This window comes from Bacillus sp. J33, from assembly GCF_000518885.1.
In the GTDB taxonomy this organism is placed as follows: domain Bacteria; phylum Bacillota; class Bacilli; order Bacillales; family Cytobacillaceae; genus Cytobacillus.
In genome coordinates, this window is the sequence record NZ_JAEL01000010.1 from 1 (window position 1) to 17,360 (window position 17,360).

Annotated in this window: 14 protein-coding genes; all 14 read right to left on the reverse strand. The window is 42.8% G+C overall.

What is annotated here, in order from left to right:
• The coding region (gene tnpA, locus L634_RS30610) for an IS200/IS605 family transposase (protein ID WP_034261981.1) at positions 1–169 on the reverse strand (169 nt) is incomplete at its 3' end.
• A gap of 187 nt (positions 170–356) precedes the next feature.
• Positions 357–1,793 (reverse strand): aldehyde dehydrogenase family protein, encoded by a 1,437-nt coding sequence (locus L634_RS0104525; RefSeq protein ID WP_026581413.1) that lies wholly within the window; start codon positions 1,791–1,793, stop codon positions 357–359.
• A gap of 21 nt (positions 1,794–1,814) precedes the next feature.
• Positions 1,815–2,870 (reverse strand): homoserine dehydrogenase, encoded by a 1,056-nt coding sequence (locus tag L634_RS0104530; RefSeq protein WP_026581414.1) that lies wholly within the window; start codon positions 2,868–2,870, stop codon positions 1,815–1,817.
• Positions 2,860–4,107: a M20 metallopeptidase family protein gene (locus tag L634_RS0104535; protein ID WP_026581415.1), complete on the reverse strand. Its 1,248-nt coding sequence runs from the start codon at positions 4,105–4,107 to the stop codon at positions 2,860–2,862. The genes L634_RS0104530 and L634_RS0104535 overlap by 11 nt, the downstream gene beginning before the upstream one ends.
• A 127-nt stretch (positions 4,108–4,234) precedes the next feature.
• Positions 4,235–5,437, reverse strand: coding sequence for a cystathionine gamma-synthase family protein (locus tag L634_RS0104540; RefSeq protein WP_026581416.1), 1,203 nt, complete (start codon positions 5,435–5,437; stop codon positions 4,235–4,237).
• Between the two features lie 11 nt (positions 5,438–5,448).
• Positions 5,449–6,456, reverse strand: a complete 1,008-nt coding sequence (locus tag L634_RS0104545) for a cyclodeaminase (protein ID WP_026581417.1) — start codon at positions 6,454–6,456, stop codon at positions 5,449–5,451.
• A gap of 221 nt (positions 6,457–6,677) precedes the next feature.
• Positions 6,678–7,865 carry a M24 family metallopeptidase gene (locus L634_RS0104550; RefSeq protein ID WP_026581418.1) on the reverse strand — a complete coding sequence of 396 codons (1,188 nt, stop codon included), beginning with the start codon at positions 7,863–7,865 and terminating at the stop codon, positions 6,678–6,680.
• 222 nt (positions 7,866–8,087) lie between these two features.
• Positions 8,088–9,791 (reverse strand): PucR family transcriptional regulator, encoded by a 1,704-nt coding sequence (locus tag L634_RS0104555; protein WP_026581419.1) that lies wholly within the window; start codon positions 9,789–9,791, stop codon positions 8,088–8,090.
• A gap of 435 nt (positions 9,792–10,226) precedes the next feature.
• On the reverse strand, positions 10,227–11,240 hold the full coding sequence (eutB, locus tag L634_RS0104565) for a hydroxyectoine utilization dehydratase EutB (protein WP_026581421.1): 1,014 nt from the start codon (positions 11,238–11,240) through the stop codon (positions 10,227–10,229).
• A 308-nt stretch (positions 11,241–11,548) separates the two neighbouring features.
• Positions 11,549–12,712 (reverse strand): M20 metallopeptidase family protein, encoded by a 1,164-nt coding sequence (locus tag L634_RS0104570; RefSeq protein ID WP_026581422.1) that lies wholly within the window; start codon positions 12,710–12,712, stop codon positions 11,549–11,551.
• 92 nt (positions 12,713–12,804) lie between these two features.
• Positions 12,805–13,980 carry a M24 family metallopeptidase gene (locus L634_RS0104575; protein WP_026581423.1) on the reverse strand — a complete coding sequence of 392 codons (1,176 nt, stop codon included), beginning with the start codon at positions 13,978–13,980 and terminating at the stop codon, positions 12,805–12,807.
• 67 nt (positions 13,981–14,047) lie between these two features.
• Positions 14,048–15,028 carry an electron transfer flavoprotein subunit alpha/FixB family protein gene (locus L634_RS0104580; RefSeq protein WP_026581424.1) on the reverse strand — a complete coding sequence of 327 codons (981 nt, stop codon included), beginning with the start codon at positions 15,026–15,028 and terminating at the stop codon, positions 14,048–14,050.
• Positions 15,029–15,042: 14 nt separating this feature from the next.
• Positions 15,043–15,813: an electron transfer flavoprotein subunit beta/FixA family protein gene (locus L634_RS0104585; protein WP_026581425.1), complete on the reverse strand. Its 771-nt coding sequence runs from the start codon at positions 15,811–15,813 to the stop codon at positions 15,043–15,045.
• A 27-nt stretch (positions 15,814–15,840) separates the two neighbouring features.
• Positions 15,841–17,067 carry an NAD(P)/FAD-dependent oxidoreductase gene (locus L634_RS0104590; protein ID WP_026581426.1) on the reverse strand — a complete coding sequence of 409 codons (1,227 nt, stop codon included), beginning with the start codon at positions 17,065–17,067 and terminating at the stop codon, positions 15,841–15,843.
• Positions 17,068–17,360 lie beyond the last annotated feature (293 nt).

The following is a 17,360-nucleotide window of genomic DNA, read 5'->3' on the forward strand; positions in this document are numbered from 1 at the left end:
TAGCATGTGCTTCAATGATTTCCACATCTTTCATTTCACACAGCCTTCTCAATATCGCTCCTATATCTCGTCTCAACTTTCCATAAATTACTTTTCTTCTGTATTTTGGGATGAAAACGATGTGGTACTTACAATTCCACCTGGTATGTGATAAACTATTGTCACTCATGAGTACTGCTCCTTTCGTTATATAGAAGTTGGTTTGACGGCCAGTTTCTATTATAACGATAGGAGTTTTTTTATGTCACATTACCACTCTAGAAGCTTTGTTTTCACACGTGCAGAGCACGTGGTTTTAAAACCTATAATAAAAAAGAAAGATCCCGATTGGACCTTTCTTTTTCCAATAAAACACATTAACAGCTGGATAATTTAAAACAAACAACTTTCGGTTCTGTCATTTCCTGTATCATAAATTTGATGCCTTCGCGTCCCAGCCCGGAGTTTTTAACTCCGCCAAAAGGCATAGCGTCAATACGATAGTCACTGCTGTCATTGATCATGATTCCGCCAACTTCCATCTTGGCAATGGCATTATAGGCTTTGTTCACATTATTTGTGAAAATACCGGCTTGCAGACCATAGTTAACGCTGTTGGACAAGGTGATGGCTGTATCAAGGTTATTCACAGAGTAAAGGAGAACGACCGGGCCAAATATCTCTTCTTTTGAAATGGTGCAGTCTTCTGGAACATCCGCTAAAACGGTAGGGGAATAAAAGGCGCCATTCCGCTCGCCGCCTGTTAATAATGCAGCTCCCTTATCAATGGCTTCGTTCACCAGGTTTTCAACCCGAATCGCTTCTCTTTCATTAATAAGCGGGCCCATATCGGTCAGCTCAGACTGTTTATCGCCTACACAATATTGGTTTGTCCGTTCAAGAAATCTATTTTGGAACTCTTGGAAAATACTCTCTTGGATATAAATGCGCTGAACACCCAGGCAATTTTGGCCTGCTGCCCAAAAGGCGCCTGAAACGGTTGACTCGACTGCTTCTTCAAGATCAGCATCTTCAAGGACAATCACAGGGGAATTTGATCCAAGCTCCATTGTTATTTTTTTCAAACCAGCTTTGCGGGAAATCGCCTCTCCTGCTTTAAGGCCGCCAGTAAAAGTTATCATTCGCACATCAGGATGTGTAACGAGGACATCACCAATTTCATGTCCGTGCCCAGTGATCACATTTAATACTTTTGGCGGTAATCCGGCATGCTCAAAGGCTTCTGCAAGCAGCAATGCACTAAGTGGTGTGACCGTTGCAGGCTTTACGATAATGGCATTCCCGGCTGCAAGCGCAGGACCTACTTTGTGCGCAACCAGGTTCAGTGGATCATTAAAAGGTGTAATAGCACCGATAACTCCAATTGGAAAACGATAGTAATAACCGACCCGATTTTCACTGCCAGGGCTCTGATCGAAAGGAATGGTTTCACCATGAATGCGTCTCGCTTCTTCAGCACTGATGCGAAGTGTTTGAATGCATCTTGCTGTTTCTTTCGCTGCTTCGCGAATGGTTTTGCTGCCTTCTCTGGCAATCGTATAGGCAAACTTCTCTGAGTTTTTTTCAATATAATCAGCTGCCGCATTGATAATCTTCATTCGTTCATGAACAGGCATGGAAGCAGCCATTTTAGCTCCGGCCTTTGCATCTTCAATGCATTTCAGCATATCCTCAGGGTCTGCAGCAGGAACCTCTGCAATGATGCTGTTATCCTGCGGATCGCGAACCTCGATCATACGGCCGCTCTTCACCCAATCAAGAAACCTTCTTTTGCCTTTAAGTTCAGTTGTCATACCGTTACCGCCTTTCTATCACTAGATTTTGACCAAACTTCTTTCACGGGAGATATTAATTAAATCTATTAGAAGAGAGAATCCTGTTTCCACTTTCCCAGCCCCTGCACCGCTTAACGTCACTGTACCTAAAAGGTCGCATTCATACGTAATCGCATTTGTTGCCCCGCTGATGGAAGCAAGCGGATCTGATACACTTACTTTTTCCGGAGCAATCGAGGCAGCCACTCTGCCTTCTTCCTTCCGTACCTTCGCTAACAGCTTCCAGCGCTTTCCTTCTGCTTTCGCAACTTCAATGTCTTTTAACGTGATGCTTGTGATCCCTTCACAGGATACTTCTTCCACTTTAAGCGGTACGTTCATCACATAGTTTGCTAAAATGACAATCTTATATCTCGCATCATAGCCCTCTACATCACTTGTTGGATCAGCCTCGGCATACCCGAGTTCCTGCGCTTCTTTTAAAGCATCCTCGTAGGATACACCTTCTGCTTCCATCTTTGTTAGGATGTAGTTAGTCGTTCCATTTAAAATACCGCGGATCTCTGTTATATCATTTCCTGCCAATGCAGAGACCGGCATCCTAAGTGCAGGGGTTCCGCTCATAACAGTGCCTTCAAAGCCCCAGTAAACTTCATGTTTCTTTGCGAGCTGTGAAAGCTCTTTGTAAGCAAGCGCAACTGGCCCCTTGTTCGTCATAACTACATTTTTTCCGCTTTCAAATGCAGCTTTACAATGATCTATGGCTGGCTGCCCTGTTTTGACATCTGTGTAAGAGACCTCAATAACCGTATCTGCATTTGTTTCACGTATGGTTTTCAGGCTATCCCATCCTGTTACAAGTCCTGGAGTGTGCGGATAGTTTTCCAAATTGCCGGTTTCCTTTAATACATGTAAAGCTGTATCAATGTCAATGCCGTTCGGATGATAGATCGAGCCTTTCATTAAATCAGATATGGCAACGATCTCAGCTTCAAATTCTTCCTTTTCTTTTAAGAATTCCTTTTTATCACGAAGGATTTCAGCTAATCCTTGACCAACAACACCAAACCCAATAAACGCCAATTTATGCGCCATTTAATTGCACCTCCAAATGTTCCTTGTTAATAAGGCATGCCTCACCCTTCAGGAACCTTGCAGCGGTTTGCACAAGAATTGCCGTTCCTATCGGCATGCATGTTTCATCGATATCAAAAACCGGCGTGTGAAGATCCCGCTGTATTCCATCTTGACGGGCACTTCCAAGGAAGAACATGGATGCTGGCAATTTTTGAGTTACATAGCCAAAATCCTCTCCCCCCAACCCGAATGGTTTTCTGATGATATGAAGTTCAGGATAGATTTCTTGTATGGATTCCTGTATCCATCTGTTGACGAGGGGGCTATTATTTAATGCCGGCTCACCTCTGTTTATTTTTAAGGAGTAGCCTCCCCCCAGGCCTTCAGAAATCGAAAACGCTTTCTTTATTTCTGCTGCCAATAAATCTCGGACTTCAGGTGAATAGCTGCGGATGGTTCCTTCAATCAGGACCTCAGTCGGGATGATATTGCTTGCTGTTCCGGCATGGATTTGGCCTATGCTTACTACTGCAGCATCTAAGGCTGATACTTTCCTGGCGACAATTCCATGTAATGCCTGCATAACAGGTCCAAGCATCCAAATCGGGTCTGTGCCAAGCTCCGGGTATGCCCCATGACCGCCCGTTCCGAAAATTTTCCCTTCAAATACATCAACATTTGCCATACTATATCCATCACTTATTTGCACAGCACCTACAGGCAGCCATGGGCACATATGAAGAGCAATTGCAGCATCCACCTCATCATAAACACCTGCCTGCACCATATAGGGAGATCCGGATAATCCGTGTTCATCTGTGCTTTCCTCTGCAGGCTGGAAGACAAATTTAACCGTTCCCTTTACATCTCCCATTTTAAAAAGATCTGCAAAAAGATACGCCGCTCCCAGTAAAATGGCAGTGTGGGCATCATGTCCGCAAGCATGCATGACCCCTTTGTTGATAGAGCTGTAACTTACGGAATTTTCCTCTGTAATGGGCAGTGCATCCATATCAGCTCTAATGGCAATGGTTGGACCATTCCCAGAACTTAGGGTACCGACAACACTTGTTTCAACACCCAACCCTCTTTCTACTTTCATTCCATCTACCTTTTCGAGCGTTTCAGCAACAAATTGAGAGGTGCCAAATTCCTGAAAACTGAGCTCAGGCTGCTGATGAAACTTACGGCGCCATTCAATCAGTTTGTTAAACAAGTGATTTGCCTGACTGACAATTGGATGATCATTTTCCATTAGCCACCTACCTCCTGTATGAATCTCAAACGGTTTAAAAGCATCAGAAGAGCCGTGATTGCTGGATTAGATGGAATCACGACTCTAGCTGCTGAGTTCTTGTAAGAGATTAATAATTTATACTAAGCTATTTGATTTGCAGTGCACTCTCAGCGCAGCTAAAAGCCTGCTCAAAATCTGCTATTAAATCTTCGATATCTTCAATCCCGCAAGAAACTCGAATGAGTCCTTCCGGTATACCCATCGCTGCACGTTCTTCTGGTGTACATTCAACATGGCTTGTTGTTCGGGCAGGCCCTACAGTTGTTTCAACAGCACCCAGGTTGGCAGCCCTGTTTGCAAATTGCAGCTTTGGAAGAAGATCCCGAACTGTATCTACTCCTCCTTTTACCGCAAAGCTGAGCATACCGCCAAAGTCCTTCATTTGCTTTTTCGCAATTTCATGGTTTGGATGTGTTTCCAGTCCTGGATAAAATACATCTTCAACAAGATCCTTTGTCTGCAAGTATTTTGCCAGAGCCATAGCATTGGAACACTGCTGGCGGACGCGGAGGTGAAGTGTCTTCATGCCGCGCAATGTTAAATAGGCAGCCATTGGATCCATTGTTGCCCCGTTTATTTCACGGAAATGATAGATTTTTTCAACTAGCTCGTGTGAACCGCACACCACACCGCCTAATGCATCGGCGTGTCCGCCAAGGAATTTTGTTGCACTATGAATCACTAAATCTGCGCCAAGCGAAAGCGGATTTTGATTGATTGGCGTGCCGAACGTATTGTCAACAACGACCAATGCACCTGCATCACGGCCTGCCTTTGCCATACGCTCAATATCTGTAATTTTTACTGTTGGATTTGTCGGTGTTTCCAAATATAAGATTTTGCAGCCCTTTGCCACTTCTGTTTCTATTTGTTCATGATTCCCAGTTTCACAAAGAACGACATCAATTTGCTGTCTAGGAAGGAATTCTGTAAAAATTTTATTGGTGCCGCCATACGTATCTTTAATAGAAACGATGCGGTCGCCTGGCAATAAAAATGTCGACAATGTATTGCTGATTGCAGCCATTCCTGTTGAAAAGCTTGTTGCAGCTTCAGCACCCTCGAGGATTTTCACTTTATCTTCAAATGACTGCACTGTCGGGTTTGTATTGCGTCCATAAATATGGCCCTTCTTCTTTCCGATCGCCACATCATACCATTCATCCATATCATCATAGTTATAGGCTACGCTTAAAACGACCGGCACCTGTGTTGCACCGTGTACTAAATATTCTTTTTCCCCTGCCCAAACTGCTTTTGTACCTGTTTTAATGTTTTCGTGTGTCATGTGACCACTCCTTATCCGTTTTTTAGCAACATTGATTTATTTTCAACTGTTAACCCTATATGGTGTTTAGCCATTTCATTGAAGGCAAATAGGGCTATGGCTGTATCCTGCACCCCTGTTCCTGTTAGATCGGCAACTGTAATTTGTTCTTCGTTCTCCCGGCCGATCAGCTCTTTTGATGTTAATTGCCCAAGCTCAATGATGGCTGATTCATTTGTTAAAGCACCGCTCTCGAGAGCATGATGCAATTCCCCTAATCTTGCACATTGTGCCTTCGTATCACACACGAGCAAATCGGCCCGTGCCAGCACCTCAGCTTCAAGCTCCTGTTTATGTTCAGCATCAGAACCCATTGCAGTAATATGAAGACCCGGATGAAGCCATTCAGCTTTAATAATCGGCTCTTTTGCCGGCGTTGTCGTGATTACTAGATCACTGCTTCGAACAACCTGTTCCGCGCTTTTTGCCACTTCGACTTCAATTCCCAGCTCTGTTTCCATGTCCTCTGCGTATTTTTTCGCCCGATCTGCTGAGCGCGCATAGACGGTGACCTTGTTAAAATCGCGGACTAGTTTAAGGGCTCTTACTTGGAACCTCGCCTGGCTTCCTGCACCGATTACCCCTACCCTTTCAATATTTTGTCTTGCCAGATAGTTAGCGGCAATTGCTCCTGCAGCAGCCGTTCTGACTTCTGTTAAATATCCGTTATCTAAAAGCAGTGCCTTGGGAATTCCCGTTTGGGCATTTATGAGCATCATAAGACCGTTTCCGCTTGGAAGGCCCAGCTTATAATTGTTAAAGAAGCCGGAGGAAACCTTTATTGCAAACATGTCTTTTCCTTTGATATACGCAGTCTTCACATCTACTTCCCCATTTTGGTCATGAACATCCACGCGCATGATTGGCGGCATTTCCACTTCATTATTGGCCAGCTTCGAAAATCCCTCTTCAATAATGGTGATCGCTTTAGGATTTAATTGAACATATTCTTTAATCTCCTGCTCAGTAAAAATAAGCACGGCTCTGCTTCACCTCTTTCTAATAAATAGCTCTGTTAAACTTGAGTGTTGACTTCCGCTACAGGCACTCAGCGAACGCGGACGGTCCGACGCTCCTCGGTGCCTTGCACCTGCGGGGTCTCCCTTTGATCTGCACTCCCGCAGGAGTCTCGTGCCTTCCGATCCAATCAACAGGGTGCTAAATCAATTTTTAGCATTTACACAGCCCAAAAAATAAGTGTCTAGTTGATGGATAAAGCTCCATCTTTGATGAATAGCTCTCTTGGAAGCTTTGCAAATGTTTCACACCCTGTATCGGTTACCCTGATTGATTCACTTGCTTCAAATCCATACTTTTCCAGCCAAATGCCTGGGATAAGATGAAAAGTCATATTTGGCTGCAGTATCGTTTGATCTCCTTTTCGGATGCTTGCTGTATGCTCACCCCAATCAGGCGGGTAATTAAGCCCCATTGAATAGCCTAGCCTTGAATCTTTAACAATCCCGCTTTTGGCGATTGTTTTTCTCCATGTCTCTTCGATTTCTTCACATGCAATGCCCGGCTTAATCATCTCAAGGCAAGCATTTAGTCCTTCGACAACAATGTCTGAGAGCGCTTTAATTTTGTCATCCGGTTTACCGATATTAACCGTTCTTGCAAGAGGGGAGTGGTAGCGTTTATAGCAGCCTGCCAACTCCAAAATAACGGTGTCTCCATGTTTATAGCGCTCATCCGTCCATGTTAGATGAGGAGTGGAGGTTTTCTCTCCAGAAGGGAGAAGTGGCATGATGGCTGGGTAATCTCCTCCGAACTGTTCGGTTCCAGTGATTTGTGTATGAAAAATTTTCGCTGCCACATCACATTCACGAATTCCCTCATTAATTAGCCCAATTCCATCCATCATTGCTTTTTCGACAATCACGGCTGCACGCTTCATATATTCGATTTCAGCATCGGATTTTATAATGCGAACCCAGTTAACTAGGAGGGTAGCATCCTGAAAGGAAGCATTCGGCAGCCCTTTCTTCAGCTGCTCATAGCATTTTGCAGTGAAATAATAGTTTTCCATTTCCACACCGATTGAACGTTTATCCTGGCCAATTTGTTTTAAAATATCTGCCACAAAGTCCATTGGGTGTTTTACATCAGATTGTACATAATCGTCCGGATATGGAATGATATTTTCATGGTAGAGCCATGTTGTTACTTTAGCTCCATTTGCATCCTGGCCCCTCCCAATCCAAATCGGCTGATCTTCGTCATTAATAATGACGAGCATTTGGTGAACATAGAATGACCATCCGTCATAGCCGGACAAATAATTCATATTGGCAGGATCTGTAACAAGCAAGACTTCAATCCCTTTTTCTGCCATTCTTTCTTTCGTTTTGCGCAATCTTTCTTTATACTCTGCGGTTCCAAATGACATGGGAAATCCCCTCCTAGATCAACTAAGTATTACGTTTTATAAAGTGTTTAACTATTATGAATTCATTATAGGGGGAGGACGGAATAAGTATCATCCGCAAAAATGTATGAAGATTCAAATAAATTACTGTTCAAATTATCAAAAAAAGCAGGGGAACGAATTCTAACAAGGATTGAAAAGGGTGCCATAACTGTTACGGCACCCTTTTCAATCGCTATTCTTCTATTGGGTTACAGCTGGCTCTGCAACACCCATTTTCCAGGTTTTAATGCTTATGTCCAATAAAAATAAATCATCTGGATCAATTAGCGAAAGTCCAGTCAATGACTCAATTTTTCTTAATCGATACAGCAAGGATTGTCTATGTAAGTTCAATGCTCTTGCCGTTTGACTTACATTTCCGTGATACTTGTTATATTCAGTAAATGTGCCGATTAAGTCCATATTGCGCTGTTCATCATATTGAACAAGCGGTTCAATAGTGGACATTATTACTTCTTTCATGCCGTTCATTTGGGCAAGATTTAAGAGAAGCCGGTCCACTCGGGTATTCTCATACAACATCCGCTGACCCGTTCCTTTTTTCCTCCGGCCAATATTTAATGCAATATTGGCATTCTGGCAGCTTTCTGCAAAGCCTTCAAAGCCTTCGCGGTACTTACCGATCCCCCAGGATATGACAACCTCTGGAAGCAGATTCCTTAGACGCCTTTCTACCAGGTCTAAGAAATTTGTTGCATTTTCTTTCTCATTTTTACAGGGAATTTCAAGAAATATAAGCAGCTTATCCTCATGGTATGTCATCATCACTTCCCGCTTGAGCGATTGAGCTGCATAAAAAATTTCTTCTTCTATGTATTGGATCATGCTCTCAAGCCAATTTTCATAGGAATGATCATCTTGTTTTTGCTTTTGAAAGAGCCGCTTCAGATTTTCAGGATATCCAACAATGCAAACATATGGAAGCTTTAAATTGTATCCAAGCAATTTTGCCCGTGAATTTGCCTGATCATAAGAAATAAATTCTCCTCTGGATAGTTCCAGCACAAAATCACTGCGCAGGCGCATTTTCGTTTCTTCAACCGCATTTTTGCGGGAAAGCCATAGTGCGATTGTTGTGGCAGAGTGTTCCAGCACATTTGCACGATAAGGAGTCAAATATTCATCTACTGAGCTGTCTGATGGCAGAATCACAAACAAATAGCCCTTTGGATCTCCTGATACCTGAAGTACTGGGAGCTGGAGTACAGTCTGCTCTTCGATTTCAACGATTTGGAACTTCTGGAAAATGGGATCATGTGTTAAGAGACTTTTACTTGATGGAAGAATTCCGTCTAATACATAATTCTTCCACTTCTTTATAAACGCCTGGGAGTGACAGGCTTTCTCCTGGAGATTTCCTGATCGGTCCGTAATAATGATTGAACACCCAATCTGCCTTTGGATATATTTAGAGATATGCTTTAGATCTTTATCTTGAAGGATAAATGTTAAAAGCTCCTGCTGTACTTTTTCGGACTTTTCCCGTTCTTTATTTTGAATAAGATTTAGATCGTTTATAACCTCTTCAATGATATTAGCAAAACGGATCTCCCAGGGGATTTCAATAATCATGAACTGATGTTTTTCAGCAAGTTCAATAATTTCGTTTGGAATATCAAATATATATCTCCCTGTTGCAATCATAAGAGCAGATGCTTCAGAATCAATAATGTCCTGAACAAACGTTTTGATTGTTTCAATATCATTGCTGCAGCCAATCGCTGTTGTTAAAACCACTTCATTTTTCCGGACAAAGTTTTCTACTGGCATCTCAATTACCGATATCCATTGGACAAACCGTTCATCTGCAAGCTCTTTTCCTGTAATCACTCTAGCCTTTTTCATGATTTCATATTTTAGAACGTCTGCTACTGTCAATCCCATGTTGTCCCCCTCCGGCCACCTAAAGATTAAAACGATAAGTCTACTTGGCATTTTTGTAACTTCTAATAATATAAAACCATAATTTGCAATACACCGTCTACTGTAAATTGGATCATTTCTGAATAAAAGTTATATTCAGATAATAATAAATGAGATAATTTTGACATAATTTCAAATAAATAGGATGCCTGCAAGCTTATTTGTTTTTGAAGGCTGTTTTCGCAGCATTATTGCTTTAAAACGGAGTGGGCAAAGGTTGATTTCCGCTCCGATGCTCGCTTTCTGCGGGGTGGGCGGTAAGCTTCCTCAGCAAAAATCGCTTGTGGGGTCTTTCTTGTCCCACTCCTCCCGCCGGTGTCCCGCACCTTAAGCTCTAATCTATCAACCTTTTTTGTCAGCAGTGTTCCTTCGCACAACTTATCCATCAACACTCTTTTAGAAAAGGGTCTTTTTGAAAAAATAATCTTGAGCTACAGAAAGCAGGACGGAAAGGTCAACATTGTGCCCGCTTACAATAACTGCGATATCGCCATCCTGATAAGGAATTTTATCTCCTAAAATGGCTGCAACTCCTGTGGCTGCAGCTCCTTCCATAATGATTCGATGTTTGTCCATCATATAGGCCATACTGTAGGCAATCTCATCTTCAGGAATAAGAATGACATCATCCATAAATTGCTGAACCATGGAAAAAGTGTATTGATTATCCAGTCCAATTCCGCCTAGTAAACTGTCAGCGAGCGTTTCACATTCTTCCATCTGTATGGGTTTACCGGCTTTTAAGCTTTCATACATGACAGCAGAACGTTCCATTGAAACACCTGTTACTCTGATATCAGGATGACTGGATTTCAATCCAAGGCCAACTCCAGAGAGGAGTCCTCCGCCTGAAAGCGGTACAATTACGTCTGTCAGATTCGGCAAGTCCTCAAGTAATTCCAATCCAATCGTTCCTTGTCCAGCTATCACAAAAGGATCATCAAACGGTTCGATTACCGTCATTCCAAATTCTTTTTCCAGCTCATAGCAGCGCTCACCAGCAGCATCCTGGCTCTCACCGACGATCTCAATTTTGGCCCCCAATCTCTTTAATGAGTCCACTTTCGCTATTGGGACCCGATTGGAAATACATACGGTAGCATCAATTCCTAGTTTTTTAGCGACATATGCCACTGCCATCCCATGATTGCCGGTTGAATATGTTGCAACACCGCGTTTTTTTTCGTCCTCTCCTAAGCTTAAAATTTTATTGGCCGCACCTCTCACTTTAAATGCTCCAATGTCATGGACGTTTTCCAGTTTTAAATAAACATTGCGGCCGGCTTTTTCTGATAGAATGGGAGATTGAATGCAGGGGGTTTTATTAATAATAGAGGAAATTCGTTTTCTCGCTTCCCAAACGGCACGGATGGTCATGTCTCTTTGATTTGTTTTTTTCTGATTTAACATATGGCGCTCCTCTCCTTAACTGTCCCTTTAAATAAATACTAATTCCTACAAAAGGAGATATCAATTGTCAAAACTGCTATAAAACAGGGATGCTTTTCATACAATTTGTAAAAAAGCGGTGACCTCTTTAAGACAGAAGCCACCTTTTCATAATATGGAAATTCTATCTTTCCGACAGATGATTGTTTTCCAGAATTTCCTGATGCATCTATTGTTTAGACTTTGCCCTCGGCTTCTTTGATTTTGGCTATTTTCGCACACATTGTTCTTATTAAAAACGCAGATGCAGTGGTTGATTTTTAACATAGTTAAGTCCCCAAATAATCCATTGCCAGCTGATAAATCCAGTTTGCTGCTTCAGGCAGCACACCTTCATCTATTTCAAACCGCGGATGATGATGCGGATAAACAGGGTTTTTTGGGTTACCCGCACCAATAAAGCAAAAAGCCCCCGGAATTTCCTTTAAGTAGTAGGCAAAATCTTCGCCTACCATATTCGGCTTCATCAATCCAGTATGTTCTTGGCCAAATATCTTTCGAGCTGTATCCAGCATGTATTTTGCTTCTCTTTCGTGATTGACTACTGCAGGGTATCCTTTCTGAAAATCCAGTCTGATGGCTGCCCCATAGATTTTTGCCAGCCCATCGGTTAATTCCTCCAGTTTCGCCCGCAATGTATGCCTTACCTCAGGGGTAAAGCTCCTTGTTGTACCTTCGAGCACAGCTTTGTCAGCAATGATATTAAAGGCGCTTCCGGATTGAAGCTTCCCGAATGTAATGACACCTGCTTCCAGAGGATCAAGGCTCCGGCTAATAATTTGCTGTGCCGACATGACAAGCTGTGATGCCAGAACGATGGAATCGATTGTCTTATGGGGCATTCCGCCATGGCCGCCTTTTCCATCTATTTCAATCGTAAATCGATCGGTTGCTGCCATCATCGGCCCATAACAAGTGCGGAATGTTCCAGAAGGTAATTCTGACCATAGGTGTAATCCAAAAATCGCCTTGACTCCATTTAAAACACCTTCCTGGATCATACCAATTGCTCCGCCTGGATTCACTTCTTCTGCAGGCTGAAATATAAATCTGACACTGCCTTTTAAGTTCTCTTTTTGTAAAGAAAGCCTCTTAGCAGCACCCATTAAGATGGCTGTATGCCCATCATGTCCGCATGCATGCATCACACCCGGAATAGCAGAAGCATAGGGCAAGCCAGTCTCTTCTTGGATTGGGAGGGCATCCATATCTGCACGAAAGGCGATCATCGGACCATCTCTGTTCCCTATTAAATCTGCTGTAACCCCATACCCGTTTATATTTTCCCGGACATCCAGCCCGAAGTTCTTCAAAAATTCAGCGACCTTTTTGGATGTTCTTTTTTCATTAAAGGAGAGCTCTGGATACTTATGAAAATCCCGCCGCCATTCAATAATTTCCTCGGCTAGCGTTTTGCTGGCTGTTTTAATCATTTTTCATCACCTGCCCGATTATTAATGAAGAAAAACTCGCCGTTTGGCGAGCCCTGAAAAACGCAAAGACAGAGACGTCAATTTTACACATATTACTTAACAAATAACTTTCTTGGGAACCTTGTCAGCGTTTCACAGCCATTTTCCGTTACTCTTAATGTTTCGGTCATAGCGACACCATAGCCATCAAGCCACATGCCTGGCATCATATGAAAGGTCATGTTCGGCTTTAATTCAACCTTTTCACCCGGTTTAAAATATGCCGTATTTTCCATCCAAACAGGCGGGTAGCTTAACCCCACTGTATAGCCCATTCTTGATTCCTTTTCCAGGCCATACTTATTGATCGTTGATTGCCATGCCTTTTCAACCTCTTCACAAGTGACACCAGGTTTAATGGATGAAAGGGCAACGTTGAGGCCTTCGATGACGATTTTGGCTGTCTCTTTTACTTTTTCAGGAGGTTCACCAATAAAGATCGTCCGTGTCAGTGGTGCGTGATAACGTTTGTAGCTTCCTGACAATTCCATATAAAGCAGCTGGCCATCTTCGTACGTTCCCTCTGTTGTCCAAGAAAAGTGGGCTCCAGCTGTCCTTTCTCCTGCAGGCATAATGGGTGCAAGCGATGGATATTCACCGCCGTATGGCCCCGTTCCTTCCACTAAGTCACGATACACTTCTGCCGCTACATGGCTTTCCCTCAAACCGGCTCCAATTCTCTCGATGGCATTATACATGGTCTTTTCAACTATTCTTGCAGCAATTTGCATATACTCTAATTCCCGTACAGACTTTTGCCCTCTTACCCAGTTAACAAGTGCTGTGGCATCGCTTAATATGGCATCAGGCAAACTTCTTTCAAGGCTCTTATGCCAATGGGCAGTAAAGTAATAAGCATCAAGCTCCACACCGATTTTTTTCCTGTGCAGTCCTTTTTCTTTTAAAAAGTCCCCAATAAAATCCATGACATGCAGCACCTTAGGCTCCCATAAATATTTATCAGGGTAGGCAATCACATTTTCTTCCGACATCCAGGTGGTTTGAGTGGCACAATACAAATCTTGCAATCTGACAATACAGACGGGCTCATCAAGGTCCGTTCCCACTATTACGCATTGAGGAACATAGTAGGACATCGCATCATAGCCGGATACATAGTTCATGTTTGCCGGGTCTGTAATGAGCATTACTTCGATTCCCTGCTCTTCCATACTTGCTTTTACTTTTCTTACCCGATCCTGGTATTCTGATTTATCGAATGGCAACATAGGGCATACCTCCATAATTCTTCTAAAATTGAACCGGATGACAATGCCACCCGGTTAAGTAAATCTATTAATTTGTGACAGCTTGATTTTCAGCAATTACTTTCTTGAATTCTTCCGTTAATAACGGGACCACTTCAAACAAATCCCCGACAATGCCGTAATCAGCAACATGAAAAATATTTGCTTCGGGATCTTTATTAATGGCAACAATGACCTTTGAACTGGACATTCCTGCCAGATGCTGGATCGCTCCTGAAATACCGCAAGCGATATATAAGTCAGGAGTTACCACCTTCCCAGTTTGGCCAATTTGCAGGGAATAATCGCAATAATCCGCATCACATGCAGCCCGTGATGCACCAACTGCTCCTCCAAGAACATCTGCAAGCTCCTGCAGCGGTTTGAACCCTTCAGAGCTTTTGACCCCCCTGCCGCCTGATACAATCACCTTTGCCTCTGATAAATCCACTTTTCCTGACGCTTTTTTCACTACCTCTTTTACAATCGTCCGCAAATCTTTTATTTCTGCCAATAATTTGACCGTTTCACCAGCTGCAGGACTTTTCACAGCTTCAATATTGTTTGGGCGAATGGTAGCCATAATAAGGCCATCCGTAATTTCTTTCTTCTGGAAAGCTTTTCCTGAATAAATCGGTCTCGTGAAAACAATCTTTTCCCCAGCTTCCACTTCGATGCAGTCTGAAATAAGTGCAGCGTCTAATTTTGCTGCAGCACGAGGGAAAACATCTTTTCCGATTGATGTATGACCAGTTAATACAACTTCTGGCTGCACTTCCTCCATTACTTTTAACAAAGCCTGTTTATATCCGTCTGGTGTATACTCATTTAATTGTTCGCTGTCAATCACATATACTTTTTGTGCACCATATTCAGCAAGTTCTTCTGTATATTGTTCAGCTTCGCTTCCAAATACACACGCAACAGTTTCGCCGCCGTTTGCAATTTTGCCGGCAACAGTTAAGACTTCAAATGATACATTTCTCAACTTTCCATTTTTAGCTTCAGCCAGTACAAGTACTTTTGTCATTACACTCTCCCCCTTTAAATGTTTTTCACTTCTGCACGAAGCAATTGAACCAATTCCGCAGCCTGTGCCTGGATATCTCCCTGCAGCAAGCGGCCAGATTCTTTCTTCGGCGGCAAATAGAAATTTACTGTCTTCGATTTTGGTGTAAGCAGATCTTCATCTATATCCAGATCGTCGATTTCCAATCGTTCCAGCGGTTTCTTTTTCGCTTTCATAATTCCCGGCAGAGAAGGGTAGCGCGGTTCATTTAATCCTTGCTGTGCTGTCACAAGGACGGGCAATGTCGTTTCAATGATCTCCACATCGCCTTCAACATCTCTTTCTGCTCTGACCTTTTCACCCTCAACAGAAAGCTTTGTAATCGTGGCAGCATGAGGGATATCCAGCAGTTCTGCAATACGCGGCCCCACTTGGCTTGCACCATTATCCACTGACATATTCCCTCCAAGGATAATGTCAAAGTCTCTATCTTTAATGGCTTCAGCTAGAATTTTTGCCATGCTATTTTCATCAAGCTGCAGGTCATCAGTATTTTCAATAAGCACGGCATGATCTGAGCCCATGGCAAGTGCTGTACGGAGGGCACTTTCTGCTTCAGAAGAACCGACTGTTATAACGGTAACCTCTCCTCCATGCTGTTCTTTCAGCCTTACAGCTTCCTCAATGGCATATTCATCATATGGATTGATGATTAATTCGGCATTGTCTGTAACAATCTCATTATTTTCAAGGACGATTTTTTCTTCTGTATCCATTGTTTGTTTCATAATGACTACAATGTTCATTGGTTAGGACCTCCCTTTTTTATACACTTATACATGACTGTTGACCGTCGTTGTATATGGATTTGCCGGCTTAAGCAAATCATTTTCTTCAAAACGTGTGAGGCGGAATGGTGCAAGATCGATACCCGGCTGCTTGCTTTCACCTTCCAATACAAGATCAGCGGTCAATTTTCCGACACTAGGCGTTATTTTAAAACCATGCCCGCTAAATCCTGTACATAGAAACGCTCCTTGGATGGGTGTTTGCGAAATAAATGGTATTCCATCTGGCGTAATTTCATAAGCAGCAGAATAACTCGCTAACAGCTTGGCTTGTTCCAATGATGGGAAGCAATTAATGAATTTTGTAATTGCCTTTTCAATCGCTTTATCAGTTGCATGCTTAGGATAATGATCAGCGTCATAATCGGCCGGATCAATAAATTGCGGATCGGCATGGTCGGCATTCCCAAGCAATAAATGACCGCTGCTCACTTCTGGCTTAATATATTGGTCATGCTTGAAATCACCGAAAGATGGGACCCTCCCCATATCTTCTCCCGGGGAAACATAAATAAGCTGGGCGCGCTGTCCCCTAATTGGCACATCAACACCTACATTCTTCATTAAATGATGTGCCCCTACCCCAGCAGCAACGATGACATTTGGTGTAAAAATGGTGCGATTATCCGTTGTCTCAACACCTACAATGGCGCTGCCATCTTCACTAGTCATGATTCTTTTTACACCGCAATGCTGCTTGATGATGACCCCCAAGGCCCGGGCTGCATCCGCATATGCCTGATTGGTCAAGACCGGATCACCGTAACCGCCTTCAGGTTCAAACGCAAATGCTCCAAATTGATCTGTATCCAATTGCGGCCAGATTTCCTTCTTTACGACTTCTTTGGAAACCAGATTCGTATTTACGCCATTTTCCTTTTGCATCTCTACATTTCTTTTTAATGTTTCAATATTTAAATCATCTACACCAAACATATATCCGACAGGCTGGTAACCGACTTCGTTCCCTAAAATCTCTTTTGCATGTTTAAATGTTTCTAGGCTCTGTACCGCCATTCTCGTTAAAATTGGATAACTGTAATGTCCGCGAAGGACCCCGCTCGATTGGCCGGTAGCCCCTGATCCTATTGCGTTTTTTTCTAAAACGACAATGTTTTTTACATTCCTTCTTGCCAGTTCATATGCAGTACTGCATCCCATTAGCCCTGCACCGATTATGACAGCATCAGCCGTCTGTGGCAGATTGCTCATCTCTTTCCACCTCTCTTAGTTATGTAAGATTCAGAAGAAAAACTGTTTCAAATCTTCTGAACTTATAATAATTCTTTATCCAAGCATGCGTCATTAGACAGTTTGTTGGAACTATTTTTATAAAATTACGACATGTTGGCGATGGGCGAGAGAGGTATCTCCTGAACGTTGTTTAAGTGCTTCCTCTATCAAATGTATTGGTATATCATAAAATAAAAAAGACCAAATCAAATGAGATTTGGTCTGGATTATTCGTACTTTATTTATGCTGTTTCCCGGCAAAACTAGAACCG